The organism is Micromonospora sp. SH-82 (assembly GCF_051132485.1).
Classification (GTDB): domain Bacteria; phylum Actinomycetota; class Actinomycetes; order Mycobacteriales; family Micromonosporaceae; genus Micromonospora.
Genome location: NZ_CP148049.1, coordinates 2,761,028 through 2,785,828, shown reverse-complemented (window position 1 = coordinate 2,785,828; position 24,801 = coordinate 2,761,028). Strand labels below are relative to the sequence as shown.

At 71.9% G+C, this 24,801-nt stretch carries 22 protein-coding genes and 1 riboswitch; of the genes, 16 read left to right on the top strand and 6 right to left on the bottom strand.

Features of this window, described 5'->3' with window-relative positions; genetic code table 11:
* Positions 1–10: 10 nt before the first annotated feature.
* From WHN02_RS12810 to WHN02_RS12800, 3 genes are read right to left on the bottom strand one after another with little or no spacing between them, the layout of a single operon-like run.
* Entirely contained in the window at positions 11–478 is a 468-nt protein-coding gene (locus WHN02_RS12810; protein ID WP_434743511.1) for an acyltransferase, read from the bottom strand.
* Positions 475–1,407, bottom strand: coding sequence for an NAD-dependent epimerase/dehydratase family protein (locus WHN02_RS12805; RefSeq protein WP_350894899.1), 933 nt, complete (start codon positions 1,405–1,407; stop codon positions 475–477). The genes WHN02_RS12810 and WHN02_RS12805 overlap by 4 nt, the downstream gene beginning before the upstream one ends.
* A gap of 27 nt (positions 1,408–1,434) precedes the next feature.
* A complete protein-coding gene (locus tag WHN02_RS12800) occupies positions 1,435–2,574 on the bottom strand; it encodes a DegT/DnrJ/EryC1/StrS family aminotransferase (protein WP_434743510.1) in 1,140 nt (379 codons plus the stop codon).
* Between the two features lie 133 nt (positions 2,575–2,707).
* Between WHN02_RS12800 and lhgO the strand changes: the two genes are divergently transcribed.
* Positions 2,708–3,904: an L-2-hydroxyglutarate oxidase gene (gene lhgO / locus WHN02_RS12795; RefSeq protein ID WP_434743509.1), complete on the top strand. Its 1,197-nt coding sequence runs from the start codon at positions 2,708–2,710 to the stop codon at positions 3,902–3,904.
* Positions 3,905–3,964: 60 nt separating this feature from the next.
* Here the strand turns inward: lhgO and WHN02_RS12790 are convergent, their stop codons facing one another.
* Positions 3,965–4,573 (bottom strand): TetR/AcrR family transcriptional regulator, encoded by a 609-nt coding sequence (locus tag WHN02_RS12790; RefSeq protein WP_434743943.1) that lies wholly within the window; start codon positions 4,571–4,573, stop codon positions 3,965–3,967.
* Between the two features lie 254 nt (positions 4,574–4,827).
* On the opposite strand from WHN02_RS12790, the gene WHN02_RS12785 reads away from it, so the two are divergent.
* From WHN02_RS12785 to WHN02_RS12770, 4 genes are all read left to right on the top strand, one after another.
* Positions 4,828–5,724 (top strand): ABC transporter permease, encoded by an 897-nt coding sequence (locus WHN02_RS12785; protein WP_434743508.1) that lies wholly within the window; start codon positions 4,828–4,830, stop codon positions 5,722–5,724.
* Between the two features lie 7 nt (positions 5,725–5,731).
* Positions 5,732–6,550, top strand: a complete 819-nt coding sequence (locus WHN02_RS12780; protein ID WP_434743942.1) for an ABC transporter ATP-binding protein — start codon at positions 5,732–5,734, stop codon at positions 6,548–6,550.
* Between the two features lie 142 nt (positions 6,551–6,692).
* On the top strand, positions 6,693–8,192 hold the full coding sequence (locus WHN02_RS12775) for a D-ribitol-5-phosphate cytidylyltransferase (protein WP_434743507.1): 1,500 nt from the start codon (positions 6,693–6,695) through the stop codon (positions 8,190–8,192).
* 55 nt (positions 8,193–8,247) lie between these two features.
* Positions 8,248–9,972, top strand: coding sequence for a CDP-glycerol glycerophosphotransferase family protein (locus WHN02_RS12770; protein WP_434743506.1), 1,725 nt, complete (start codon positions 8,248–8,250; stop codon positions 9,970–9,972).
* Positions 9,973–10,133: 161 nt separating this feature from the next.
* On the opposite strand, the gene WHN02_RS12765 is transcribed toward WHN02_RS12770, so the two are convergent.
* Positions 10,134–11,009, bottom strand: a complete 876-nt coding sequence (locus WHN02_RS12765) for a C39 family peptidase (RefSeq protein ID WP_434743505.1) — start codon at positions 11,007–11,009, stop codon at positions 10,134–10,136.
* Positions 11,010–11,043: 34 nt separating this feature from the next.
* A riboswitch (cyclic di-AMP (ydaO/yuaA leader) is annotated at positions 11,044–11,185 on the bottom strand.
* Between the two features lie 288 nt (positions 11,186–11,473).
* Complete coding sequence (locus WHN02_RS12760) at positions 11,474–12,754, bottom strand: acyltransferase family protein (protein WP_434743504.1); 1,281 nt, start codon at positions 12,752–12,754, stop codon at positions 11,474–11,476.
* A 221-nt stretch (positions 12,755–12,975) separates the two neighbouring features.
* Between WHN02_RS12760 and WHN02_RS12755 the strand changes: the two genes are divergently transcribed.
* The 11 genes from WHN02_RS12755 (at position 12,976) to WHN02_RS12705 (ending at position 24,743) form a co-directional block, all read left to right on the top strand.
* Entirely contained in the window at positions 12,976–14,301 is a 1,326-nt protein-coding gene (locus WHN02_RS12755) for a polysaccharide pyruvyl transferase family protein (protein ID WP_434743503.1), read from the top strand.
* A 94-nt stretch (positions 14,302–14,395) separates the two neighbouring features.
* Positions 14,396–15,508 (top strand): glycosyltransferase family 2 protein, encoded by a 1,113-nt coding sequence (locus tag WHN02_RS12750; RefSeq protein ID WP_434743502.1) that lies wholly within the window; start codon positions 14,396–14,398, stop codon positions 15,506–15,508.
* Entirely contained in the window at positions 15,505–16,008 is a 504-nt protein-coding gene (locus WHN02_RS12745) for a GNAT family N-acetyltransferase (RefSeq protein WP_434743501.1), read from the top strand. Before WHN02_RS12750 ends, WHN02_RS12745 begins: the two co-directional genes overlap by 4 nt.
* Positions 16,005–17,057, top strand: coding sequence for a pseudaminic acid synthase (pseI, locus tag WHN02_RS12740; protein WP_434743500.1), 1,053 nt, complete (start codon positions 16,005–16,007; stop codon positions 17,055–17,057). The genes WHN02_RS12745 and pseI overlap by 4 nt, the downstream gene beginning before the upstream one ends.
* 156 nt (positions 17,058–17,213) lie before the next feature.
* On the top strand, positions 17,214–18,197 hold the full coding sequence (gene pseB / locus WHN02_RS12735; RefSeq protein ID WP_434743499.1) for a UDP-N-acetylglucosamine 4,6-dehydratase (inverting): 984 nt from the start codon (positions 17,214–17,216) through the stop codon (positions 18,195–18,197).
* Positions 18,194–19,354: a DegT/DnrJ/EryC1/StrS family aminotransferase gene (locus tag WHN02_RS12730; RefSeq protein WP_434743498.1), complete on the top strand. Its 1,161-nt coding sequence runs from the start codon at positions 18,194–18,196 to the stop codon at positions 19,352–19,354. Before pseB ends, WHN02_RS12730 begins: the two co-directional genes overlap by 4 nt.
* 19 nt (positions 19,355–19,373) lie before the next feature.
* The gene (locus tag WHN02_RS12725; protein WP_434743497.1) at positions 19,374–20,216 is read left to right on the top strand and encodes a hypothetical protein; all 843 of its coding nucleotides are present in this window, start codon (positions 19,374–19,376) and stop codon (positions 20,214–20,216) included.
* A complete protein-coding gene (locus WHN02_RS12720; protein ID WP_434743496.1) occupies positions 20,206–22,167 on the top strand; it encodes a class I SAM-dependent methyltransferase in 1,962 nt (653 codons plus the stop codon). Before WHN02_RS12725 ends, WHN02_RS12720 begins: the two co-directional genes overlap by 11 nt.
* The gene (locus WHN02_RS12715; RefSeq protein ID WP_434743495.1) at positions 22,164–22,895 is read left to right on the top strand and encodes a cytidylyltransferase domain-containing protein; all 732 of its coding nucleotides are present in this window, start codon (positions 22,164–22,166) and stop codon (positions 22,893–22,895) included. The genes WHN02_RS12720 and WHN02_RS12715 overlap by 4 nt, the downstream gene beginning before the upstream one ends.
* A gap of 21 nt (positions 22,896–22,916) precedes the next feature.
* A complete protein-coding gene (locus tag WHN02_RS12710) occupies positions 22,917–23,951 on the top strand; it encodes a PseG/SpsG family protein (protein ID WP_434743941.1) in 1,035 nt (344 codons plus the stop codon).
* A gap of 156 nt (positions 23,952–24,107) precedes the next feature.
* The gene (locus WHN02_RS12705) at positions 24,108–24,743 is read left to right on the top strand and encodes an alpha-ketoglutarate-dependent dioxygenase AlkB (protein ID WP_434743494.1); all 636 of its coding nucleotides are present in this window, start codon (positions 24,108–24,110) and stop codon (positions 24,741–24,743) included.
* Positions 24,744–24,801: the final 58 nt, after the last annotated feature.

Sequence of the window (24,801 nt, the reverse complement as noted above, 5' to 3'; positions counted from 1 at the left end):
CTGGAAGCTCCTAGCTGTCCCGCGCGGCGACGAACCGGACGTCGTCCCCGTCCACCTCGACTGTGGAGACCACCTGGGCGGGCACCCCCGCCACGACCGTTGCGGCCGGTACGTCCCGGGTGACCACCGCACCCGCGCCGACCACCGCGCCGTCCCCGATGGTCACGCCCATCAGGACCGTGGCGTTGGCACCGATGAAGACCCGGTTGCCGATCACCACCGGGGCGCGGTCGACCTCCGGGTACGCCCGACCGGAGACGCACCGCCGGGCACTGGAGTGGGTGTAGATCTGCGCACCGCAGCTGATGTCGCAGCCGGCTCCGATGGTCAGCCCGCCCGAGCCGTCGATGACGGTGAAGGCACCGATCCAGGTGCCCTCACCGATCACCGGTTCACCGATCACCCAGGCGTGCGGGTGGAACGGGTTGGCCGGCAACCCGCCGTGCGGCGGGTCACCGGGGGTCGAGGCCGTGGTCACGCCACCTCGGTCTTGATCAGGTCGGTCATCCCGTCCCCGACGGTGATGGTCGGCTCCCAGCCGAGCACCTCGCGGGCCCTGGTGATGTCGGCCGCCCGCCGGCTGACCAGCACCTCGCGCGGGTTGAACTGCGGCTCGACGTCCACCCCGACGGCCTTGATCAGGATCTCGGCGAGGGTGGCGACCGAGGTGTCGATCCCGGTGCCGATGTTGACCGGGACGTTGCCCTGCTCGGCCTCCATCGCGGCGACCACGGAGCGGGCGATGTCGTGGACGTGGATGAAGTCCATCGACTGCTCGCCCTTGCCGTCGATGACCGGCGGCTGGCCCGTCTTGAGCCGCTTGACGAAGTGGTTGATCACCGAGGTGTAGTACGCGGTCGGCTTCTGCCCCGGCCCGTACACGTTGAAGAACCGCAGGGCGATCCAGTTCAGCCCCTTGCTGCGCTGGTAGAAGCCGAGCAGGTCCTCCCCGGCCCGCTTGGCGATGCAGTACGGGGTCAGCGGGTCGAGCCGGTCGTCCTCGTGCATCGGCAGCTTCTGCGGGTCGCCGTAGACCGACGCGGACGAGGCGTAGACGACCCGCTTCACCCCGTGGTCGGCGGCGGCGGCGAAGACGTTGTGGTTGCCCACCATGTTGATGTCGACCGACTCGTACGGGTCGGCCTGGCTCTTGTTGATCGAGACCGCGGCGAGGTGGATCACGTACTCGCAGCCCTTCATGGCCGCGTGCACCGCACCGCCGTAGCGGACGTCCTGGTCGATCAGCTCGACGTCACCGGTGGCCACCAGCTCGGCGACCTTGTCCCGGTCGCCCCGGAACATGTTGTCGAAGATGCGTACCCGGTATCCCTTGTCCAACAGCAGCGGCACCACGTGCAGCCCGATGAAACCGGCGCCACCGGTGATGAAGACGGTCTGCTTAGACATGACGGACGATGTCCTTCCTGGGGGATGTCAGCGGCCGACGGCCGTGGCGTCGACGACGTCGACCAGCGTGGCCGCGACGGTCTCGACCTGGGCGTCGGTGAGGTTGGCGTGCATCGGAATCGCGAGGTGCCGGACGAACAGGTCCGCCGAGACGGGGCAGGGGTCGGTCGGCCCGTACAGCGGTTGCAGGTGCGAGGCGTACGTGCCGAAGGTGCACTGGACCCCCCGCTCCCGCAGGGCCAGCGCCACCGCCCCCCGGTCCACCGCCGGGTCGAGGGTGACGACGTACGACTGCCACGGGTGTTCCCGGTCCGGGGCCTGGAACGGGGTGGTGATCAGCTCGTGGTCGGCGAGCAGCTCCCCGTAGCGGGCGGCGGTCCGGCGCTTGGCGGCCAGCAGCTGCGGCAACCGGTCCAGCTGGGCCAGCATGATCGCGGCGGAGATGTCGGAGAGCCGGTAGTTGTAGCCCAGCTCGGTGAAGGTGGGGATCGGCAGGTGCGACAGCTCGGCCCGGGTGAGCGCCCCCTCCACCCCGTAGCTGTGCAGCTTGCGGGCGTGCGCGGCGAGGTCGTCGGAGTCGGTGACGAACGCCCCGCCCTCTCCCGCGGTGATGCCCTTGCGGCCGTGGAAGCTGAACGTGGCGACGTCGGCGAGGCTCCCGGCGGCCCGCCCCCGGTAGGTGGCGCCGGCCGAGCAGGCGGCGTCCTCGACCAGGAAGAGCTTGTGCCGGTCGACGATCGCCCGCAACTCGTCGTAGTCGGCGGGCTGCCCGAACGCGTCGACGGCGATCACCCCGACGGTACGGGGCGTGATCGCCGCCTCGACGGCGGCCGGGTCGACGGTCCAGGTGTCCGGCCGGACGTCGGCGAAGACCGGCTTCGCCCCGGCCCAGAGCACCGAGTGTCCGGTGGCGGGGAAGGTGTAGTCGGCGACGATCACCTCGTCGCCGGGGCGCACCCCGAGGGTGAGCAGCGCCAGGTGCAGGGCGGACCCGCAGTTGGCGGTGGCGAGGGCGTGTCGGGTGCCGGCTGCGGCGGCGAACCGTTCCTCGAATCGACGGCAGGTGGGACCGGCGCCCGCCAGCCAGCCGGAGGCGAAGACCTCGGCGATGGCGGCGAGTTCGGCCTCGCCGACCGTGGGCTGACCGAGCGCGATGACCTCAGACATGTGACTCCTGTGCGACGGGACCCGCAGCAGTCTAGGGGAACGGCAGGCATCGGGCGCGAATCGGGCGGGTGAACCGTCTTCGCTACCATCGCTGCGCGGTTCCGGCCGGGCGTCGGAGCGCAGGGGAGTGAAGATGACGAGGTTCGTGGTCGTCGGCGGCGGGATCGTCGGCCTGGCCGTGGCGCACCGGTTGCTGACCGAGCGCCCGGACGACCAGGTGACGGTGCTGGAGAAGGAGGCCGGCTGGGCGGCCCACCAGACCGGGCACAACTCCGGGGTCATCCACGCCGGGGTCTACTACCAGCCGGGGAGCCTCAAGGCCACCCTGTGCCGGGCCGGCAGCGCCTCGATGGTGGAGTTCTGCCGGGAGCACGGGCTGGCGTACCAGGTCTGCGGGAAGTTGATCGTGGCCACCGACCCGGCCGAGCTGCCCCGCCTGCACGACCTGCACCAGCGTGCCCTGGCCAACGGCCTCCCGGTCCGGCTCCTCGACCCGGCGGAGACGGCCGAGCACGAGCCGCACGTCGCGGCGGTCGCCGCCCTGCACGTCGCCTCGACCGGGATCGTCGACTTCGCCGCCGTCTGCCGCACCCTCGCCGACCTGCTCGCCGCCGGTGGTGCTCAGCTGCGCACCGGCACCGAGGTGACCGGGGTGACCGACCGGGGCGACGAGGTGGTGGTGACCACCACCGGCGGCGAGGTGGTCGCCGACGTCCTGATCAACTGCGCCGGGCTGCACGCCGACCGGATCTCCCGGCTGGCCGGGGTGTCGACGCCGGTGCGGATCGTGCCGTTCCGGGGCGAGTACTACGAACTGACCGAACAGCGGCGGGACCTGGTCCGGGGGCTGATCTACCCGGTCCCGGACCCGCAGTTCCCGTTCCTCGGGGTGCACCTGACCCGGATGGTCGACGGGAGCGTGCACGCCGGTCCGAACGCGGTGCTCGCCACCGCCCGGGAGGGCTACTCCTGGGGGCGCTTCGACGTCCGCGACGTCTGGGACGAGCTGTCGTACCGGGGGCTGTGGGCGCTGGGTCGCCGACACTACCGGTACGGGATGACCGAGGTGGCCCGGTCGCTGTCGCGCAAGCGGTTCGCGGCCAGCCTGGCCCGCCTGGTGCCGGAGCTGACCGGGGCGGACATCGTCCGCGCGGGGGCGGGGGTACGCGCACAGGCGATCCGTCCGGACGGATCGCTGGTGGACGACTTCCTGATCGTCGAGGCACCCCGGCAGGTGCACGTGCTCAACGCGCCGTCCCCGGCGGCGACCAGCTCCCTGGAGATCGCCCGGCACATCGTGTCCCGGTTGCCGATCCCCGACGCCCACTGAGCCCCGACACCGGTGCGACAGGTTCGTGGTCCGGGTCGACCCGACGGGGTCGTCCGGTGGTCAGCTGCGGGCGGCGGGGACGGCGGCCCCGGGTGGGCGGGTCCCGGTGGAGGAGCCGCCCAGGGCGGTGATCACCGTGTCGACCAGGGAGTCCAGGTAGGCGTCGGTGAGCGGGGTCCGGGCGATGGCGAGCCGCCAGTAGAGCGGACCGGCGACCAGGTCGACGGCCAGGTCAGGGTCGGTGTCCGGCGGCAGTTCGCCGCGCTCGACCGCCCGCCCGACCAGTCGTCCGCCGAACTCCTGCTGTCGGCTGCGCAGCACCTGCTGGAGGGTCTCGTCGATCTGCGGGTTGCGGGCCGCCTCGGCGAGCAGGTCCGGGATGATCTGCGCGGCCAGGGGGTGGCCGAGCGCGTGCACCACCACCCCGAAGAGCAGGTGCAGGTCGCCCCGGAGGCTGCCGGTGTCGAGGGTGGGCAGCTTCCGTCCGGCGCTGGCGGAGACGATCTCCAGCACGAGTTCGAGCTTGGAACTCCACCGTCGGTAGATCGCCGTCTTGCTCACCCCGGCGCGGCGGGCGACCGCCTCGATCGAGAGTCGGCCGTATCCGACGGCGGCCAGTTCGTGCATCAGGGCCCGCCGGATGGCGGACGTTATGTCCTTGCGGAGCACCGCCGCGCCGGCGGGCGCGCGTCGCTTCCCGGTTCCGACCTGCGCCTCTTCCGGCGCTGTCACATCGCCCTCTTCTCACCTGTCACGCCACCCAATGTAGCGCAACGACGATACGGTTGCGTCCCGACGTTATTTCGACTACCGTCCACGCAGCGACGAGGCGGCGCTCCACTCGGTCACGCTTGGTCCTCTCCCACGCTTGGCCCCGTCGCCACGCGCACCCCGTCGGCACAAGAGATCGGAGCGCCCCACCAATGGCCAACACCGCGCTGGCCGACCCCGATTCCGGCCTCACCCAGGCGCAGCTGGCCGCCCGGCACGGGCTTCGGGTCGCCGGTGAACGGCCGCCGCTGGGCGAGTACGCCCGCCGGCTCTGGTCCTACCGGCACTTCATCGCCGCGTACGCCAACGCCAAGCTCCTCGCCTCGTTCAGCAACGCGAAGCTGGGGCAGCTGTGGCAGGTGCTCACCCCGCTGACGAACGCGGCGGTCTACTACCTGATCTTCGGCATCGTGCTCGAACAGAACCGGGTGCCGAACTTCATCGCCTACCTCACCACCGGGTTGTTCATCTTCAACTTCACCCAGACGGCGGTGCAGAACGGCACCCAGTCGATCACCAGCAACCTCGGGCTGATCCGGGCGCTGCACTTCCCCCGGGCCTGCCTGCCGCTGGCCGTCGTCCTCACCCAGCTCCAGCAGCTGATGGGCGCGATGGTGGTGCTGGTCTGCATCGTCCTGGTCACCGGCGAGCCGCTCACCTGGGAGTGGCTGCTCCTGGTGCCCACGGTGCTGTGCCAGGCGGTGTTCAACGCCGGCCTGACCATGGGGGTGGCCCGACTGGGCGCCAAGGTCACCGACCTCAAGCAGGTCATGCCCTTCCTCCTGCGGGCCTGGATGTACGGCTCCGGGGTGCTCTACAGCGTCACCCTCTTCGAGCAGAGCCTGCCCGGCTGGGCGGCCCGACTGGTCGAGCTGAACCCGGCGCTGGTCTACATCGAGCTGGCGCGGGTCTCCCTGCTGGAGTCGGCACCGCTGCTGAACTCCTCCCTGACCCAGCTCTGGCTGGTGGCGATCGGGTGGGCGCTCGTGATGGGCGTCGGTGGTTTCATCTACTTCTGGCGCGGCGAACAGGAGTACGGCCGTGGTTGAGAACGTCATCGAGCAGCAGCTCGAGAACTCCAACGACGTCACCCTCACCCTCCCCCGGGTGCAGGACCGCATCCCGACGGTGGTGGTGGACGACGCCCATGTGGTCTACCGGGTGCACAAGGGGGCCGGTGCCGGTTCCAGCCCGGTGGCCGCCCTGAAGCGGATCGTGTCGCGCACCTCGTCACCGCAGGTACGCGAGGTGCACGCGGTCAAGGGGGTCAGCTTCACCGCGTACCGGGGCGAGGCGATCGGCCTGATCGGCAGCAACGGATCGGGCAAGTCGACCCTGCTGCGGGCGATCGCCGGGCTGCTGCCGGTGAACCAGGGGGCGGTCTACACCCAGGGGCAGCCGTCCCTGCTCGGGGTGAACGCCGCCCTGCTCAACGACCTCTCCGGCGAGCGCAACGTCGCGCTCGGCTGCCTGGCGATGGGCATGTCCCCCGCCGACGTCGAGCGGCAGACCCCGGAGATCATCGAGTTCTCCGGGATCAACCAGCGCGGCGACTTCGCCTCGCTGCCGATGCGGACCTACTCCTCGGGCATGTCGGCCCGACTGCGGTTCTCGATCGCGGCGGCGAAGAAGCACGACGTGCTGCTGATCGACGAGGCGCTGGCCACCGGCGACAAGGGGTTCCGTAAGCGCAGCGAGCAGCGGGTCCGGGAGTTGCGGGAGGGCGCGGGGACGGTGTTCCTGGTCAGCCACCAGCTCTCCTCGGTGCGGGACACGTGCGAACGGACCATCTGGCTGGAATCGGGCGTTCTCAAGATGGATGGCCCGACCGCTGACGTCATCCGGGCCTATGAGGCCTTCGTGAACGGCAAGTAGAGTCCCGTCGTCCGTACGGCATCCGCCCGGTATCGTCCACCGCGCCGCCCGACTCAGGCGGCGCGGTGGCCGCGTTAAGGTTCATCCGGGCGTACCCCGGACGTCACCCACCGTCAGTTTTTCCCGGAAGTGAGGATCGGCAATGACGCAGGACCACACCACTGGCCCGGACGCCACCGACGAGGCGGCGACGCCGTGGCGACCTTCGCGGACGGTGGCGGTGGTGCTGGCGGGCGGTACCGGGACCCGCCTCGGCCTGGGCATCCCGAAGCAGCTGCTGAAGATCGCCGGTAAGCCGATCATCGAGCACACCCTGGCCGTCTTCGAGGCCGCCCCGGAGATCGACGAGGTCGTCGTCCTGATGGCCACCGGTCACGTACCGCAGGCCCAGGCGATCGTCGACAAGGCCGGCTTCCGCAAGGTCACCAAGGTGATCGAGGGCGGCGGGACCCGCAACGACACCACCCGGATCGCCCTGGACGCGGTGGGCGAGGGCGACGTCAACGTCCTCTTCCACGACGCGGTCCGCCCGCTGGTCAGCGGCCGGATCGTCAGGGAGTGCGTCAACGCGCTCTGGACCTACGAGGCGGTGGACGTGGCCATCCCCTCCGCCGACACGATCGTCCAGGTCGACGAGAACGAGTGCATCACCGACATCCCGGTCCGGTCCCGGCTGCGCCGGGGGCAGACCCCCCAGGCGTTCCGGTCGGGGACCATCCGGGAGGCGTACCGGCGGGCCGCCGGGGACCCGGACTTCGCCGCCACCGACGACTGCGGGGTGGTGCTGCGCTACCTGCCCGGCACCCCGATCAAGGTGATCGACGGTTCCGACGAGAACATCAAGGTCACCCACCCGGTGGACGTGCACCTGGCGGACAAGCTCTTCCAGCTGGCCGCCGCCCAGGTGCCCCGGCAGACCGACCCGCGCAGCTACACCGAGGAGCTGTCCGGGCGGACGATCGTGGTCTTCGGCGGCAGCTACGGCATCGGCCACGAGCTGACCGAGCTGGCCCGCCGCTACGGCGCCCAGGTCTTCCCGTTCAGCCGTTCCAGCACCGGGACCCACGTCGAGCAGGCCGAGGACGTCGCCGCGGCGCTCAAGACCGCCTTCGACGCCACCGGCCGGATCGACCACGTGGTGGTCACCGCCGGGATCCTGGAGAAGGGCTCCCTCGCCGAGATGGACGAGGAGACGATGGACCGGGTCCTCCAGGTCAACTTCGTCGGCCCGGTCACCATCGCCCGGCAGTCCCTGCCGTACCTCCAGCAGACCAAGGGTCAGCTCCTGCTCTACACGTCCAGCTCCTACACCCGGGGCCGGGCGCAGTACGCCCTCTACTCCTCCACCAAGGCGGCCCTGGTCAACCTGACCCAGGCACTGGCCGACGAGTGGGCCGAGTTGGGCATCCGGGTCAACTGCATCAACCCGGAGCGGACCGCCACCCCGATGCGGACCCGGGCGTTCGGCGAGGAGCCGGAGAACACCCTCCTGGCCGCCGAGACCGTCGCCCAGGCCTCCCTGGACGTGCTGATCTCCGAGCTGACCGGTCAGGTGATCGACGTACGCCGGGCACCGGGCGAGACGGCTCCCCAGGCCGTACCGGTCCAGTCGGAGCGGCCCGCAGTGACCACCGCCGGCTGATTCCGACAGCAGTCCAGCGGCGGGCCGGCCCAGCGAGACCGAAAAGCGGAGTGACATGCGTGGTGACCTGGTCAGAAAGCTGACCGCTCGGGTGCTGACCACCGGTGGGGCCCTGGTCGCCTTCGGTGTCGTGGCGTTCACCGGCGCGACGGGGTGGGGGTTGGCGCTCGCGGTGGCGGCGCTGGCCGCCGCCGCGCTGGAGCGACGGGTCCGGCCCGGTGCCGACGTGCTGGCCGAGACGACACTCGTCGCCGCCGCCGTCCTGGTGGGGTACGCGCGTAGCCTCGACGCCGGGTTCGACCCGGTGCTGGCGGTGACCGCGCTGGCCCTGCTCGGGCTGGTCCTGCTCGCCGGGCCGCTGCACGACGCCGGGATGCTGGAGATCCGGGCGGCCAACCTCGCGGTCCGGCAGTGGTCACCGGCCGTCGCCACCCAACTGGGCAACGCCGTCCTGGCGCTGCTCGCGGTGGTGGCGGCGGCCGCCGCCCTGGCCCTGCCCGCCTGGGTCGCACTGCTGGCCACGCTCGTGGTGAGCGGCGGGGTCGGTGCCGTCGCGCTCGACCTGGCCCGGCGGCGGTTCCGGCCGGGCAGCGGTGGCGGGCCGGTCGGTCGGGCGCTACGCCGCCTCCAGCCGGAGTTCCTGCTCTACTTCTCCGCCCCGCCCGGCTCGGAGTACCAGGTCACCATGTGGCTGCCGTACCTGGAGCGGATCGGTAGGCCGTTCCTGGTGCTCGTCCGCGAGCCGGAGTTCCTCGGCCCGGTGTCGGCGGCCACCCGCGCCCCGGTGGTGTTCTGCCCGACCCTCAAGGCGATGGACGAGGCGCTGGTGCCCAGCCTGAAGGTCGCCTTCTACGTCAACCACGGGGCGAAGAACAGCCACTGCGTCAGGTTCAACCACCTGACCCACATCCAGCTGCACCACGGCGACAGCGACAAGGCCCCCAGCGCCAACCCGGTCTCCGGGATCTTCGACCGGATCTTCGTGGCCGGTCCGGCGGCGGTCGAGCGGTACGCCCGCGCCGGGGTCGACATCCCGGCGGAGAAGTTCGAGGTGGTCGGCCGCCCCCAGGTGGAGGCGATCGAGGTCCGCCGGGAGGCGGTTCGGGGCCTGGCCGGCCCGACGGTCCTCTACACCCCCACCTGGACCGGGCACCACGCCGACGCCAACTACTGCTCCCTGCCGCAGGGCGAGACCCTGGTCCGGGCGCTGCTGGCCCGGGGTGCCACAGTCATCCTCCGGGCCCACCCGTACACCACCCAGAACCCGGCCTCGGCCCGACAGCTGGCCCGGCTCACCGAGCTGCTCTCCACCGACCGGGCCCGCACCGGACGGCCGCACGTCTTCGGGGCCGCCGCCGGTCGGGACCTGACCCTCACCGAGTGCGTCAACCGGTCGGACGCGCTGGTGTCGGACGTCTCCGGGGTCATCTCCGACTACCTCTACTCGGGCAAGCCGTACGCGGTGACCGACATGGTGGGCGAGGGTGACCGGTTCACCGAGCGGTTCCCCCTGGCCGGTTCGGCGTACGTGCTCCGGCGGGACATGTCGAACGTCGACGAGGTGCTGACCGCGCTGTTGCAGACCGATCCGGCGGAGTCGGCCCGGTGGCACACCCGCGCCCGCTACCTCGGGGACTTCCCGGCCGAGTCCTACGCGGAGGTGTTCCTGGCGGCCGCCCGGCGGCACCTGGACCCGGCGTGGACCCCGCCGGGTCCGCGTACCGGTGGGGATGCCGGGCTGGCCGACGCCGCCACCGGGCCACTCTCCCCCACCGCCTGAGCGACCACCGGGACGAACGCCGCTCCCCCACCGCCTGAACGGGCACCGGGACGAGCGCCCCTCTCCCATCGCCTGAGCGGCCCCGCGAGAACGAGACGGGCGCCGTCCCCCCTGCGCGGGGGGACGGCGCCCGTCTCGTGGACCGGGTGGGGCCTGCCGACTCAGGCGGAGTAGCCCCGGCTGGCGATCCAGTCGGCGAGCGTGCCCACTGTCAGCCAGTACGTCGGGACCGCCGGATTCGCCGAGTCGGCGATCTTCACGGTCCGGCCGTCGTCGCGGTAACCGACCACCGCGACGTAGTGTCCGCCCGGGAAGGAGTGCCAGCCCCCGGCGAGGTCGGTGGTGGTCCCGGCCACGTTCACCACCACGCCGCGCTCGTCGGCGACCGCCGCGACCAGGTCGGCCCGGAGCCGCTCGGTCTGGGCGGTGGTGGCGGCGTTGCCGGGGATCATCGTGGTCCGGTACGGGCTGCCGTCCACCACCTGGTTGAGCACCCGGGTGGTGTCGGCGGCCGAGTTGGTGCCCATCGTCGTGGTGCCGAGCCGCACCGCCAGGTCGTCCTGGGTCCGGGCCAGGCCCATGGCCGACAGCGCGTTGCGTACCGCCGCCGGGCCGCAGTAGTAGTAGGTGATCTGGGACTGGTGGTCGTGGTCGAGGACCTTCGACGCGGGCGGCTTCGGAGTCGCCGTACGGGTCAGGTCGGTCGCCGGTGCGGTGGTGCTGGTGGCGCTGCTCGCGGTCGCCGTCGGAGCGGGGCTCTGCGAGCGGGCGGTGGCGGTCGGGGCCGGGGTGGTCAGCGACGGCGCCGCGGTCTGCGGCGCGCTCAGCTCGGCGCGGGCGGGAAGGTCACCGGCGTAGGGGGCCTGTTCGGCGACGGTGGCCGGGGTGGGCTGGTCGAGGTCGGACCCGTCACCGGTGACGGCGACGCCGACTCCGACGCCCGAGGCCACCATGAGGGTCGCGGCCGAGGCGGCGACGACCTGGTACGAGCGGTCTGCGGTGAGCCGACGCAGCTGTCGCCCGAGATGGTGTCTCACTGTCGACTGAAGGGGATGGTGAGGCAAGGAACGGGGCTCCTTCCGATTCCGCCTACCGGGTTAGCTGACGGATTCGGGCGGGAAGAAGTCGCCCTACCGGGAGTGCTGGCTCCCGGATTCACCCCGGACTACGTGGGTCCCCGGCTCGTCCTGAGACGATTGAGCGGGTCGGAGCGGCGTCGCTTTTGCGATCGGGAACCGCACCGGACGCAGCGACACTACTGGCCGAGCTTTTCCCTGCCAACCCGGCTTGACCTGCTTAAACCTCGATCATGGCAGCAATCTTCACCGCACTCCGACAGTGTCGTGTATCTATGGGACGGGCGGTTTCATCCATCCGTCGAGGGCGACAACCGGACGTTCGGTGAGCATCCCCGAGGGATTGTCGGCGGGCGACGTCCCACCTGCGTCGCGTGACCGGATCCGGCGTCCTGTGAGCGGCATCACCGTCACGACGGGATGGGTCAGCGTCGTTCGGCGTCGCCCACCGGCTGCTCGGCGGCGGACGCCGCCGAGCGCGGCCCCGGCACGACCGGCTGCGGCTCGGGCGCGACCGACTGCGGTTCCGGCGCGACCGGCTGCGGCTCGGGCGCTACCTGTCGTGGGTCCGAACCGGCCGACTGCGGTCCCGACCCGCGCCGGGTGCGGCCGGAGCGGGAGGGGGCGAGCAGGCGCATCATCGGGGTCTCCAGGTACCTGTGCATCAGCCCGGCCAGCACCAGGTTGACCAGGAGGAAGGCCACCACCGCCACCGGCCCCCACCAGCCGGGCAGGCCGACGCCGTAGACGCCGGCGAGCCGGAGCACCGTGACCATGACGAAGACGTGCACCAGGTAGAAGGCGAAGGAGACCTCGCCGAGCCAGAGCATCGGCCGGGAGCGCCAGGGTGAGCGGCGGCCGTTGATGTCGGCGTCCGCCGCGGCGGTGATGACCAGGATGTACGCCACCGACAGGACCGCCGCCCAGAGCTCGGCGCGGATGAGCTCACCGGCCGCCACCCAGACGGCCACGAACACGACGCTGGCCACCGTCAGCCGGGGACCACGCCAGCAGCCCCGACGCATCAGCTCGGCGGCGGCGACGCCCATCCAGAACTCGAACGACCGGGTGATCGGGAAGATCTGGGTGAACCACCACCGGTACTCCGGTGGCACCAGCAACTGCGTCGGCCAGAGCGCCAGGATCAGCAGCGGTACGGCGACGACGACGGCCCAGAGCATCCAGGGTCGGGCCCGCCGGATCGCCGGGAGTGCGAACGGCAGGCACAGGTAGAAGAACAGCTCGCAGGAGAGCGACCAGCTGACCGTGTTGATGCTGTAGAAGTGGCCCGGAGTGGGGTCCCACGCCTGCAACAGCAGCAGGTTGGTGAGCGCCACCTGACCGTTCACCGGGTCGACGAAGTAGAGCCCGACGAGCAGCACGACCATCCACATGAGAATGTGGTTGGGATAGATCTTCGCGGCCCGGCGACGCCAGAAGGCCCGTTTCGAGTCCTCGGGGCGGGCCGACCAGACCAGGACGAAACCGCTGAGGATGAAGAAGAACTGCACTCCGGAGAGGCCGAGGGTGAAGACCTTCTCCAACACGCCCTGGGGTCCCGGCTCGGCGACGACCCGCATGGTGGCGGCGTGGAATCCGTACACCAGCAGGGCGGCGATCCACCGCAGTCCGGTGAGCGAGGGCAGCCGGGACAGGGCGGGGGTCGCTCCGGTGGCGGTCGCGCCGGTCGCCGATACGCTGGTCACGCCACCACACCGACCACGACCGTACGAACCACCACGACGTCTCCTCCTCCACGCTCCGTCGCCGGGGGTCGACCGGCCGCCGCCGGGGACCATACCGCAATCGGACGACCGCTCATCTTCGCGGCCGAATCGGACGGTGGTGACGGGCGTGGAGTAGGTAAGAGCCGATGCCCTAATATCCGCAGACCAGCCAGCGGGGGCATGGACGAGAGGGACCAGTGATGCACCAGCGGATTCTGCTCCGGGCCAAGAAGGGGCCCTTCGACATCTACCCGCCGGAGGAGACGTTCGAGCGGAACTGGATCGGCGACAACTCGGGAAACCTGGTTTTCAGCCACTCGGCACACAAGATCCTCCGGACCGCCAATGCGGAGATCACCTCGACCGGGTTCCGCTCCGACGCCCGGGACGCGGACATGATCAACGAGAACTACGACGTGTTCGTGGTCCCGTTGGCCAACGCCTTCCGGCGCAGTTTCGCCCACCGGCTGGTCAGCATGACCCGGCTGATCCGTCGCCTGAAGATCCCGGTGGTCGTCTACGGTGTCGGCGCGCAGACCAACCTCAAGGGCGACCTGGAATACCTGCGCCCGATCGACGACCAGGTCAAGGACTTCGTCGGGGCCGTCCTCGACCGTTCGCACACCATCGGCGTACGCGGTGAGATCACGGAGAACTATCTGCGTTCGCTCGGTTTCGACGCGGTGGAGGTGATCGGCTGTCCGTCGATGTTCCTGCACGGCGACACCCTGCGGGTGGAGAAGAAGAAGCCGTACCTCGGCACCGACGACAAGATCGCGCTCACCGTCTCGCCGTACGTGAAGTCGATGGCGAAGGTGATCAGTTCCCACCACCGGAAGTACCCGAATCTCTGTTACATCCCGCAGGACGTCAAGACCCTCGGTGTCCTGCTCTACGGTGACGCCCCCGAGGACCGTGGAAAGAAGAGCAACATCCCGATCCACACCTCGCACCCGCTGTTCACCGAGGACAAGATCCGGATGTTCGTCGACCCGTGGACCTGGATGGACCACCTCGCCGACTTCGACTTCAACTTCGGCACCCGGATCCACGGCACCATCACCGCACTGATCGCGGGCACCCCCGGTTACCTGTTCGCGCACGACTCGCGCACCCTGGAACTGGCCCGCTACTTCGACATCCCGTACCGGGAGATGACCGACGTCTCCGGTGAGGTGGACGCCGCCCAGCTCTACGACGAGGCCGACTACACGGCACTCAACAACGGGCACAAGGCCCGGTACGAGACGATGATGGCCTTCCTCACCCGACACGAACTCGGCAATTCCTTCGCCGACGGGGACAGCGCCGCGCGCTTCGACCAGCAGGTGCTCGACACCGTCTACCCGCCCGGTGTGGGGCCGCAGGCATGCGCCCCCAACGACCAGTTGGTCTCCCGGATCGACTGGCTGCGCGAGCAGAACCGCGAACTGCAGGAGAAGCTCGGCGCGGAACGGGACCAGCAGTTGAAGACCCGGGTCCGGCGGGCGCTGGGCAGCCGGGTCAAGCAGATCCTGAACCGATAGTTCACCGACGGGCGGCGGGCTGTTCAGCAATCGCCCGCCGCCCGTACACGTCAGGTTCCGGGGCCGGCCACCCGCGCCGTCGATGGTGTCGAGCGTGGTCACTGAGTCGACGCGAACCCCATTCCTGAGCTTCGTCGTCCCCGTGTACGGCGTCGAGTCGTATCTGTACCAGTGCCTGGAGTCGATCCTCGGCGGATTGTCCGACGAGGAATCCGACAGCGTCGAGTTGATCGCGGTCGACGACGCCTCTCCGGACCGGTGCGGCGAGATGCTCACCTCGTACGCGGCCGGACGACGCAACGTCCGGGTGGTCCGGCTCACCGAGAACGTGGGGTTGGGGCTCGCCCGCAACGCCGGCCTGGCCGTGGCGCGGGGACGCTACGTGTGGTTCGTCGACTCCGACGACTGGCTGCCCCCCGCCTCGGTGCCGGCGGTCCTGCAGCAGCTGCGCCGGGACGAGCCGGACCTCCTGCTCCTGGACCACCTCAGGGTGCACGAGAACGGTCGGCTGGAGGTCGACGCCAGCAGCCACCTGCTGCGCGGGGTGCCCGAGCCGGTCTCCCTCGCCGAGCGCCCGCAGCTGCTGCGCCTGCAGCACACCGCCTGGAACAAGGTGGTCCGCCGGGACTTCCTCGACGAACTGGAGCTGCGGTTCCATCCCGGCTGGTACGAGGACATCCCGTTCAGCCACCCGCTGCTGATCGGCGCGAAGCGGATCTCCGTCCTGGACCGGGTCTGCTACCGCTACCGGCAGGGTCGGCTCGGGGCGATCACCTCGACTCGCAGCGGCCGACACTTCGACGCGTTCACCCAGTACGAGCGGCTCTTCGCGTGGATGGACCGACACGCCCCCGACCCGCAGCTGCGCGCCGAACTGTTCACCCTGATGATCAGCCACTACCTGGTGGTGGTGGGCAACGACGACCGGCTCCACCCGCACCTGCGCCGGCCCTTCTTCCGTCGGGTCGCCGAGCACTACCGCCGGTTCGTGCCCGAGGAGGGCTACCCCCAGCCGGAGGGGGTGCCGGGGCTCAAGCACCGGCTCATCGGCAGGGACGCCTATCTGGCGTACGTGGCGCTGCGCCGGGCCCACCGGATGGCCGGGCGGCTCCGGGGCACCCTCGGCGCGGCGGACACCGCCGAGACCACCGGGGCGGCGGCGTCCGAGGTGGCCGGTCAGTCCACGGCGCTGGCGGGTCGGCGGTGACCGAGGTGCTGCGCCCGGCCACCGACGACGACCTGCCGACGATGCTGCGGTGGCGCAACCACCCGCAGGTCCGGGCGGTGAGCAACACCCGGCACGAGATCGACCCGGCCGAGCACGCCGCCTGGTGGAAGGGGGTCTGCGCCGACCCCGACCGGCGGGTGCTCATCCACAGGTACGCCGACCGGGACACCGGGGTGGTCACCTTCAGCGGGGCGACGACGCCCGACCGGGCCGTGGTGTGGGGCTTCTACCTCGACGTCGACGGGCTCGACCAGCGGCGGGAGCTGCTGCGGGCCTGGATGTCGCTGGAGGAGGCGGCGATCGCGTACGCCTTCACCGAACTCGGGGCGCACACCCTCGGCGGGGAGACCTTCGCCGACAACAAGCCGGTGCTGGCCCTGCACCGGCGCTTCGGGTTCCACGTGGTCCGCCGCTACGAGCGGACCGTCGACGGCACGCCGCACCAGGTGGTGTGGACTCAGATGAGCAGGGATGCATGACGGTGACAGTGAAGATCGGCCCGCACGCGGTCGGCGTGGGTGAGCGCCCCCTGGTGGTGGCGGAGATGTCCGGCAACCACAACGGCAGCCTGGACCGGGCCCTGGAGATCGTGGACGCGGTGGCGGCCACCGGCGCGCACGCGCTGAAGCTCCAGACGTACCGGCCGGACACCATCACCATCGACGCCGACGGCCCCGAGTTCCGGATCTCCTCCGGCCACGACCTGTGGGGCGGGGAGCGGCTCTACCAGCTCTTCGAGAAGGCGCACACCCCGTACGAGTGGCACGAGCCGATCTTCGAGCGGGCCCGTCGACACGGGTTGACGGTGTTCTCGTCGCCCTTCGACGCCTCGGCGGTGCAGTTGCTGGAGGAGCTGGACGTCCCGGCGTACAAGATCGCCTCTTCGGAGTTGGTGGACCTCCCGCTGATCCGACTGGTGGCGAGCACCGGCAAACCGCTGGTCGTCTCCACCGGCATGGCCACCCTCGGCGAGATCGACGCCGCCGTCCGCGCCGCCCGGGAGGCCGGTGCCGGTGGGATCGTCCTGCTCGCCTGCACCGCCTCCTATCCGGCCCCGCCGCAGGACAGCAACCTGCGTCGGATCCCGGTGCTGGCCGAGGCGTTCGGCGTGCCGGTGGGCCTGTCCGACCACACCCCCGGCATCGGGGTCCCGGTCGCCTCGGTGGCGCTGGGTGCCTGCCTGATCGAGAAGCACGTGACGTTGCGCCGGGCCGACGGCGGGGTGGACTCCGACTTCTCGCTGGAGCCGACGGAGCTGGACGCCCTCTGTGTGGAGTCCGAACGGGCCTGGGCCGCCCTCGGCGGCACCACCGTCGGTCCCACCCCGACCGAGCGGGAGGGGCTGCGGTTCCGCCGTTCGTTGTACGTGGTGGCCGACGTCCGGGCCGGTGACCAGGTGACCCGGGACAACGTCCGCTCGATCCGCCCGGCGGGCGGGTTGCCGCCGGTGGAGATCGACCGGGTCCTCGGCCGCACCTTCACCAGCGACGTGCCCCGAGGCACCCCGCTGGCCTGGGACTTCGTTTGAGGCTCGCCGTCGGACCCAGACGGCAGCCACCCGTTCACGTTCGGTCGGACCCGACGTTCACCGGACGAGGGCGACTCGTTAACCCACCGGGATTAACGTTCCGACCGGTCGGCCGGGCCGCGCCGGGCCGACCCCACACGACCAGGGGAGAACCAATTGAGCGAGTTGAACGGCTCGTCCATCCTGATCACCGGGGGGACGGGGTCCTTCGGGAAGACCTTCCTGCGGCACGTCCTCACCGAGGCCGACCCGGCCCGGGTGGTGGTGTTCTCCCGCGACGAGCTCAAGCAGTACGAGCTGCGCCAGCAACTCGGTGACGACCCCCGGCTGCGCTGGTTCATCGGCGACATCCGGGACCGGCACCGGCTGACCCGGGCCATGCACGGGGTGGACCACGTGGTGCACGCCGCAGCGCTCAAGCAGGTGGACACCGCCGAGTACAACCCGTCCGAGTTCATCGCCACGAACATCACCGGGTCGCAGCACGTCGTCGACGCGGCGATCGAGGCCGGGGTGGGCAAGGTCATCGCCCTCTCCACCGACAAGGCGTCCAGCCCGATCAACCTGTACGGCGCGACGAAGCTGGTCGGCGACAAGCTGTTCGTCTCGGCCAACCACTACGCCGCCCAGCATCCCACCCGGTTCGCCGTCGTCAGGTACGGCAACGTCGTGGGCAGCCGGGGATCGGTGGTCCCGCTGTTCCGTCGGCTCGCCGCGGAGGGCAAGAGCCTGCCGATCACCGACAAGCGGATGACCAGGTTCTGGATCACCCTCGACGCGGCGGTCCAGTTCGTCATGGACTCCTTCGACCAGATGCAGGGCGGGGAACTCTTCGTCCCCCGGATCCCCAGCATGCGGATCCTCGACCTGGTCGAGGCGGTCGCCCCGGACGCCACCACCCACGAGGTGGGCATCCGACCGGGCGAGAAGCTGCACGAGGAGATGATCGCCCCGGACGACAGCCGCCGTACCCTGCGCGCCGCCGACCGGTTCATCGTCCAGCCCACCATCGCCACCTGGGGCTACCAGCCACCCCAGGGGTGTGAGCAGGTCAGCGACGGGTTCGCGTACCAGTCCGACAGCAACGACGAGTGGCTCGGCGTCGACCAGCTCCGCGACATGCTCGGCGTGACCGGATGACCGGGATGCTCCCGTACGGTCGGCAGTCGGTCACCGAGGACGACGTCGCGGCGGTCGCGGCGGCCGTCCGCAGCGACTGGCTCACCACCGGCCCGCAGGTGGCGGCGTTCGAGACCGACCTCGCCGCCTGGACCGGCGGGGTCGGGTGCGCTGTGGTGTCCAACGGGACCGCCGCCCTGCACACCGCGTACGCGGCCACCGGGATCGGCCCCGGCGACGAGGTGATCGTCCCGCCGATGACCTTCGCCGCGACCGCCAGCACCGCCGTCGCCCTCGGCGCGACAGTGGTCTTCGCCGACGTGGAACCCGAGACGTACACCCTGGACCCGGCAGCGGTGTCGGCGGCGCTGACCGGCCGGACCCGGGTGGTGGCGGCGGTGGACTACGCCGGTCACCCGGCCGACTACGACGCGCTGCGCGCGGCGGTGGACGGCACCGACACCCTCCTGCTCGCCGACGCCGCCCACTCCATCGGAGCCCGCTACCGGGGCCGACCGGTGGGGGCGTTGGCCGACCTGACCACCTTCTCGTTCTTCCCGACGAAGAACCTGACCACCGCCGAGGGGGGTGCGGTCGCCGCGACCGACCCGGCGGTCCTGGAGCGGGCCCGCCGGTTCCGCAACCACGGGCTGGTCCGGGACACCGACGAGATGCGGTGGCCGGACGAGGGGGGCTGGCACCAGGAGGTGCACGAGTTCGGGCTCAACTACCGGCTGCCGGACGTGCTCTGCGCGCTGGGCCGTAGCCAGCTGCGCCGCCTCGGCGACTTCCTCGCCGCCCGGGTCAGGTTGGTCGCCCGGTACGACGAGGCGCTGGCGGGCCTGGACGGCGTCCGGACCCCCGGTCGCCGGTCGTGGGCGGACCCGGCGTGGCACCTGTACCCGATCCGGGTCCTCGACGGTCGCCGCCGCGAGGTGTACGACCGGATGCGGGCCGCCGGGATCGGGGTGCAGGTCAACTACATCCCGGTGCACTGGCACCCGGCCTTCGCCGACCTGGGGTACCGACGCGGAACCTGCCCGGTGGCCGAATCGTTCTACGCCGAGCAGCTCTCGTTGCCGCTGCACCCCGGCCTCACCGAGGCCGACCAGGACCGGGTGATCGGTGCCCTCGGCGCCGCACTGGGTGCCGGTCGGTCCCGGGCCTCGGTGGCCTGACCCGGAGACGCCCACGTCGATGCACCACGCCAACCACTTCTACGGCCACGCCCACGTGCTGGCCCGCTACTGCGGGCTCGGCGACGGCCACCCGCCCCGGATCGACGGGTACGTCCAGCACGGCTGGAACATCGGCGACGGGCTCGCCCCCGGCCACCCGTACGTCGAGGGGACCCCGAGCCTGCTCTGGTCGGAGCAGACCCGACGGCGGGCCTGGTCGGTGGGGCGGCGCAACGTGACGGTGATCGGGGCGCCGTTCGCGTACCTGCTGGCGCTGCGGGCGGCCGACCCACCGGCGGCGGAACGGACCGGCACCATCTGGTACCCGTTCCACGGTTGGGAGGGGCAGCGGGTCCGGGGTGACCACCGGGAACTCATCGCCCGCATCCGCGACACCGAACCGGGCCCGGTGACCGTCTGTCTCTACTGGCACGAGTACGGCATGCGCCGGGTCCGGCAGCTCTACGAACGGGCCGGGTTCCGGGTGGTCTGCCACGGCTACCGGGGGCACTGGTGGCGCGACACCGACCCGTCCTTCCTCGACAACCAGCTCACCGAGCTGCGCCGACACCGGCGGGTCGCCTCCAACCGGCTGACCAGTGCGATCTTCTACGGGATCGCGGCGGGCTGCGAACCGGCCGTCTACGGTGACCCGATGGTCCTGGCCGACGAGGACCCCACCTTCGGCGGGACCGCCCGGATCCGCAGACAGTGGCCACAGCTGCACGGTGAGCAGGTCGACGTCGAGGTGGCCACCGAGATCGCCCGAGCCGAGCTGGGCGTCGAGCACCTGTGCCGCCCGGCCGTCCTGCGCGAGCTGCTCGGCTGGGCGCACCACCAGGAGGAACCCGTTGGCGACTGAGACCGTACCCCGTGTGGAGCTGCCCGGGGGCGAGATGACGGCCTGGTCGGACCGCGACCGGGGGCACAGCGCCGGGGGCGACCCGCTGGCGGTGCTGGCCACCCGGCTGGTGCCGGCCGGGGCCCGGGTGCTGCTCGCCGGGCCGCACCACCCGACGTTCGTGCAACGGTTGGCGTACGCCGAGGTGACCTGCCTGCTCCGGGCCCTGCCGGACGCGGACGCGCTGACCGGGCTCGGGGTCCGGGTGGTCGTCGGCGGCGTGGACGGGATCGACACCGACCCCGGGTACGACGTGGTGGTCGCCGCCGCCGGACTGGACCCGGTCGAATCGGTCGAGGGGACGCCGCTGGGCTGGTCTGCGGTGCTGGACCGGCTGGTGGCGGCGCTGCGTCCCGGGGGCACCCTGCTGCTGGGCGTGGCGAACCCGTTCGGCCTGTCCCGGCTGGTCGACGCGACCCCGTGGTACGCGGGCCGGGACGACGCCAGGTGGGCCGTCGCCGGGGTCCTGGACACCGACCGACCGGCGAACCCGGACCAGCTCCTGGCCCGGCTGACCGCCGTGGGGCTGCGCCCGCAGGGCACCCTCGCCGCCTACCCGGACCCGGTCACCCCGACGGCGCTGCTGTCGACCGGCGCGTCGACCGCCAGACCCACGTCGGGCCTGTTCGACGCGGTCCTGCACACCGCCTACGCCGACCGGGCCGCCCCGCCCGACACTCCGCTGCTCCAGGACCCGGCCCGGCTGGCCGTCGACGCGCTGCACGCCGGCCTCTGCGCCGCCCTCGCCCCCGGCTGGCTGGTGGTCGCCCACCGGCCGACCACTGTCGACACCGAGCCGGCCCCGGCCCCCGCCGAAGCGGACCCGGCTCCCGTCGACGCGGACCCGGGCTCTCCCGGCGCGGCGGCTGCGGACGTCGGGTCGGGGCGGGTCGTGCTGCCGGTCGTCCTGGTCGAGGGGCCCGGGCCGGACATCGGGGTGGCCGAGGTGTACGAGGGGGCGGACGGGTGGCGGTGGCGGGTGGCCGCCCCGCTGGGCCGGTCCCGGACCCCCGACCCGGCGGGCGGGGAGCGCAGCGGCTTCCACCGGGACCCGGCCGCGCTCACCGGACCCGTCGCCGAGGGACGGCTGCTGCGGACCGTCCTGCTCGACGCCACACTGCGTCGGGACCTGCGCGAGCTGCGCCGACTCCTCACCGGGTACGCGGACTGGCTCGCCGCCCTCGCCGTGGGCGACCGGGTCACCGGTGCCCCCGCCGTGGCCGGGGTGACGAACGTGGTGGTGTCCCCCGACGGCGGGTACGCGGTCCTCGACCCGAGCCGCAGGTCCACCGACCCGGTCCCCACCGACCTGGTGCTGGCCCGGACCCTGCGTGGTCACGCCGCCGACCTGCTCACAGGCGGGTACGCCCACCCCTGGACCTCCACCGTGGACGAGTTCGGTCTGACCGTCGTCCTCGCCGGGCTGGCCGGTCGGGACCTCGACCGGTCGAGGGTGGCCGACGCGGTCGCGCTGGAGGCGACGGTGACCGCAGCGCTGCGCGGCCCGGCACCCGCCGGGCGCGTCGAGTCGACCGCCGGACCGACGGCGACCCCGACCGGGGGTTCCGTCGAACCGTCCGGGCCACCGGGACCGACCGGGACACCGGGGCCGACCGGGGCAACCGTGGTTCCGGAGGACTTCCAGCAGTTGCGTGAGGCGTGGCGGCGGCAGGGCGAGGAGCTGACCCGGCTACGTGCCCTGGTCGCCTGGACCCAGGACATCCTGGACCACCGGGAACGGGCCCTGCGCCGGGCCGAGACGAAACTCGGCCTGCTCAGCGGGTCGTTGAGCTACCGGGTGGGGCGGCTGGCGATCACCCCGCTGCGGCTGGCCCGGCGCGGTGCCGGGGCGGCGAAACGACAGGTCCGCACGGCGGTACGGCAGCACAGGGCCAACAGGGAGAGGTCATGACGAGGATCGTCGGCGTGGTGCAGGCCCGGATGGGTTCGTCGCGGCTGCCCGGGAAGGTGCTGCGTCCACTGGCCGGTCGCAGTGTCCTCGGTCGGGTGGTCCGCGCCGCCGCCGACAGCGGGGTCCTCGCCGACCTGGTGGTCGCCACCAGCACCGACGAGGTCGACGACCCGGTGGTGGCCGAGTGCGAGAAGCTCTCCGTGTCCTGCCACCGGGGGCCCGTCGACGACGTACTCGCCCGGTTCGTCGGGGCGGTGGACCGGCATCCGGGGGACGCCGTCATGCGGTTCACCGCCGACTGTCCGCTGCTCGACCCGGAGATCGTCACCCAGGCGGCCCAGGTGTACCGGGCGGTGCCCGGGCTGGACTACGTCAGCACGTCGATCGCCCGTACGCTGCCCCGGGGGCTGGACGTGGAGATCATCCGGGCCGACGTGCTGCGTACCCTGGACCGGATCGCCACCGACCACCACCGGGTCCACGTCACCTCGTACGCGTACACCCATCCGGAGCTGTTCCGGGTGCTCGGGGTGACGCTCACCCCGGACCGGTCCGACCTGCGCCTCACCCTCGACACCGCTGAGGACTGGGCACTGGTCCAGGCGGTCACCGAGCACTTCGGCGACGTGAGCGTCCCGCTGGCGAAGCTCGCCGACTGGCTCACCGGGCAGCCCGCGCTGCGCTCCCTCAACGCCGGGGTGCGCCAGAAACGACTTGAGGAGTGCTGAGGCGTGCAGGTACGGGTGGGGATGCGGTGTGACGCCGGGCCGGAACGGGGGGTCGGACACCTGGTCCGTTGCCTCGCCCTGGCCGAGGAGTTCCGGTCCCGGGGACACGCCGTGGAGTTCCTCGGCACCGTCGAGGGGGTCGGCTGGGCGGCCCGTCAGCTCGCCGACCGGGGCATCCCGCTGCGCCCCGGCCCGGATCACCCCGACGAGCTGGTCGCGACGGCCCGACGGCACCGGCTCGACGTCCTGGTGCTCGACTCGTACGAACTGGACCCCGCCGGGGCCGGGGCGCTGCGGGCGGCCGGGGTGGTGACCCTGGCAGTGGTGGACGGGGACACCCGGGGCCAGGACGCCGACGTCTACCTCGACCAGAACCTCGGTGCCCGGTACGGGCCGCTGCCCGGTCGGCTGCTCGCCGGGACGGCGTACCCGCTGCTGCGCGACGCGGTGGTGACCGCCCGACCGGCCGCCCCGCCCCCGGCCGTCCCGGTCCCCCGCCCCCGGGTGCTGGCCTTCTTCGGCGGTACCGACGCCTTCGGGGCGGCCCCGGTGCTGGCCCGGTCGCTGCTGGACACCGCCGCCCCGATGGAGCTGACAGTGGTGGTCGGCCGGGCCGACGTCGGGGCACGGCTGGCGTCCCTCACCCCCGGCCCGGGGCAGTCGGTGCACCCGGTCGGCCCCACCGACGACCTTCCCGCCCTCATCACCGCAGCCGACCTGGTGGTCAGTGCGGCCGGGACCTCGACGTGGGAACTGTGCTGCCTGGGGGCGGCGGCCGGGCTGGTCTGCGTGGTGGACAACCAGCGGGAGTCGTACCACCGGGTGGTGGCCGAGGGGATCGTCGCCGGTCTGGGTGAACTGCCCGCCCTGACCGCCGCCGGTGCCCTCGGCGACGCCGCGCGGGCCGAGGCGGTCGGCACGCTGCGCGGGCTGCTCGGCTCCCCGCAGCGGCGGGCCGCGCTGGCCGCCCGCGCCTGGTCGACCGTCGACGGGCGCGGCCGGTCCCGGGTCGCCGACGCGGTCCTCGCCCTCGTCGGAGCCCGCACACCACGCTAGACGGGACACAGCGCCCGCCGCGAAAGACCTTGGCAGCAGATGGCCCCTCTCTGGGGCCGAAATTTTCCAAGATCTCCCACTGCGGGCCGGCTCCGGCTTCGGAACCGCCCACCCGGGTGATCGCACACCTGTACGAACAGGCGCTAGGGTGGGCGCATGTCCGGTGCCGCCTACCAGCCGTCGATGCTCGACCTCGCCGCCGACGGGCCGTCGATCGGCCCGCTCGCCGGGCTACGCCGGCACCCGCTGAGCCGGGGTGCCTGGGTGGACCACCTGCCCGGCTGGGTGCACGGCTCCGACGGGGTCCTCGACGCCCTCCTCGACGAGGTCCCCTGGCGGGCCGAGCGCCGCACCATGTACGACACCGACGTCGACGTCCCCCGACTCCTCTGCTGGTACGACGCCGACCGACCCCTGCCCCACCCGGTGCTCACCGCCGCCCGGGCGGCGCTGACCCGGCACTACGCGCCGGAACTGGGCGAGCCGTTCGTCACCGCCGGGATGTGTCTCTACCGCGACGGGCGCGACAGCGTCTCCTGGCACGGCGACACCCGGGGCCGTTCCGCCCACACCGACACCCTGGTCGCCATCGTCTCGTTCGGGTCACCCCGACCCCTGCTGCTGCGCCCGCGCGGCGGTGGCGCGCCCAGCCTGCGCTTCCCGCTCGGCCACGGCGACCTGGTGGTGATGGGCGGTTCCTGCCAACGCACCTGGGAACACGCCGTCCCCAAGACCACCCGCCCGGTCGGCCCCCGGGTCAGCGTCCAGTTCCGCCCCACCGGCGTCTCCTGATCGTAGGTGAAGGGCAGGCTCGGCACCTCCCTGACGAAGTCCGCCCGTAGCTGTGGTT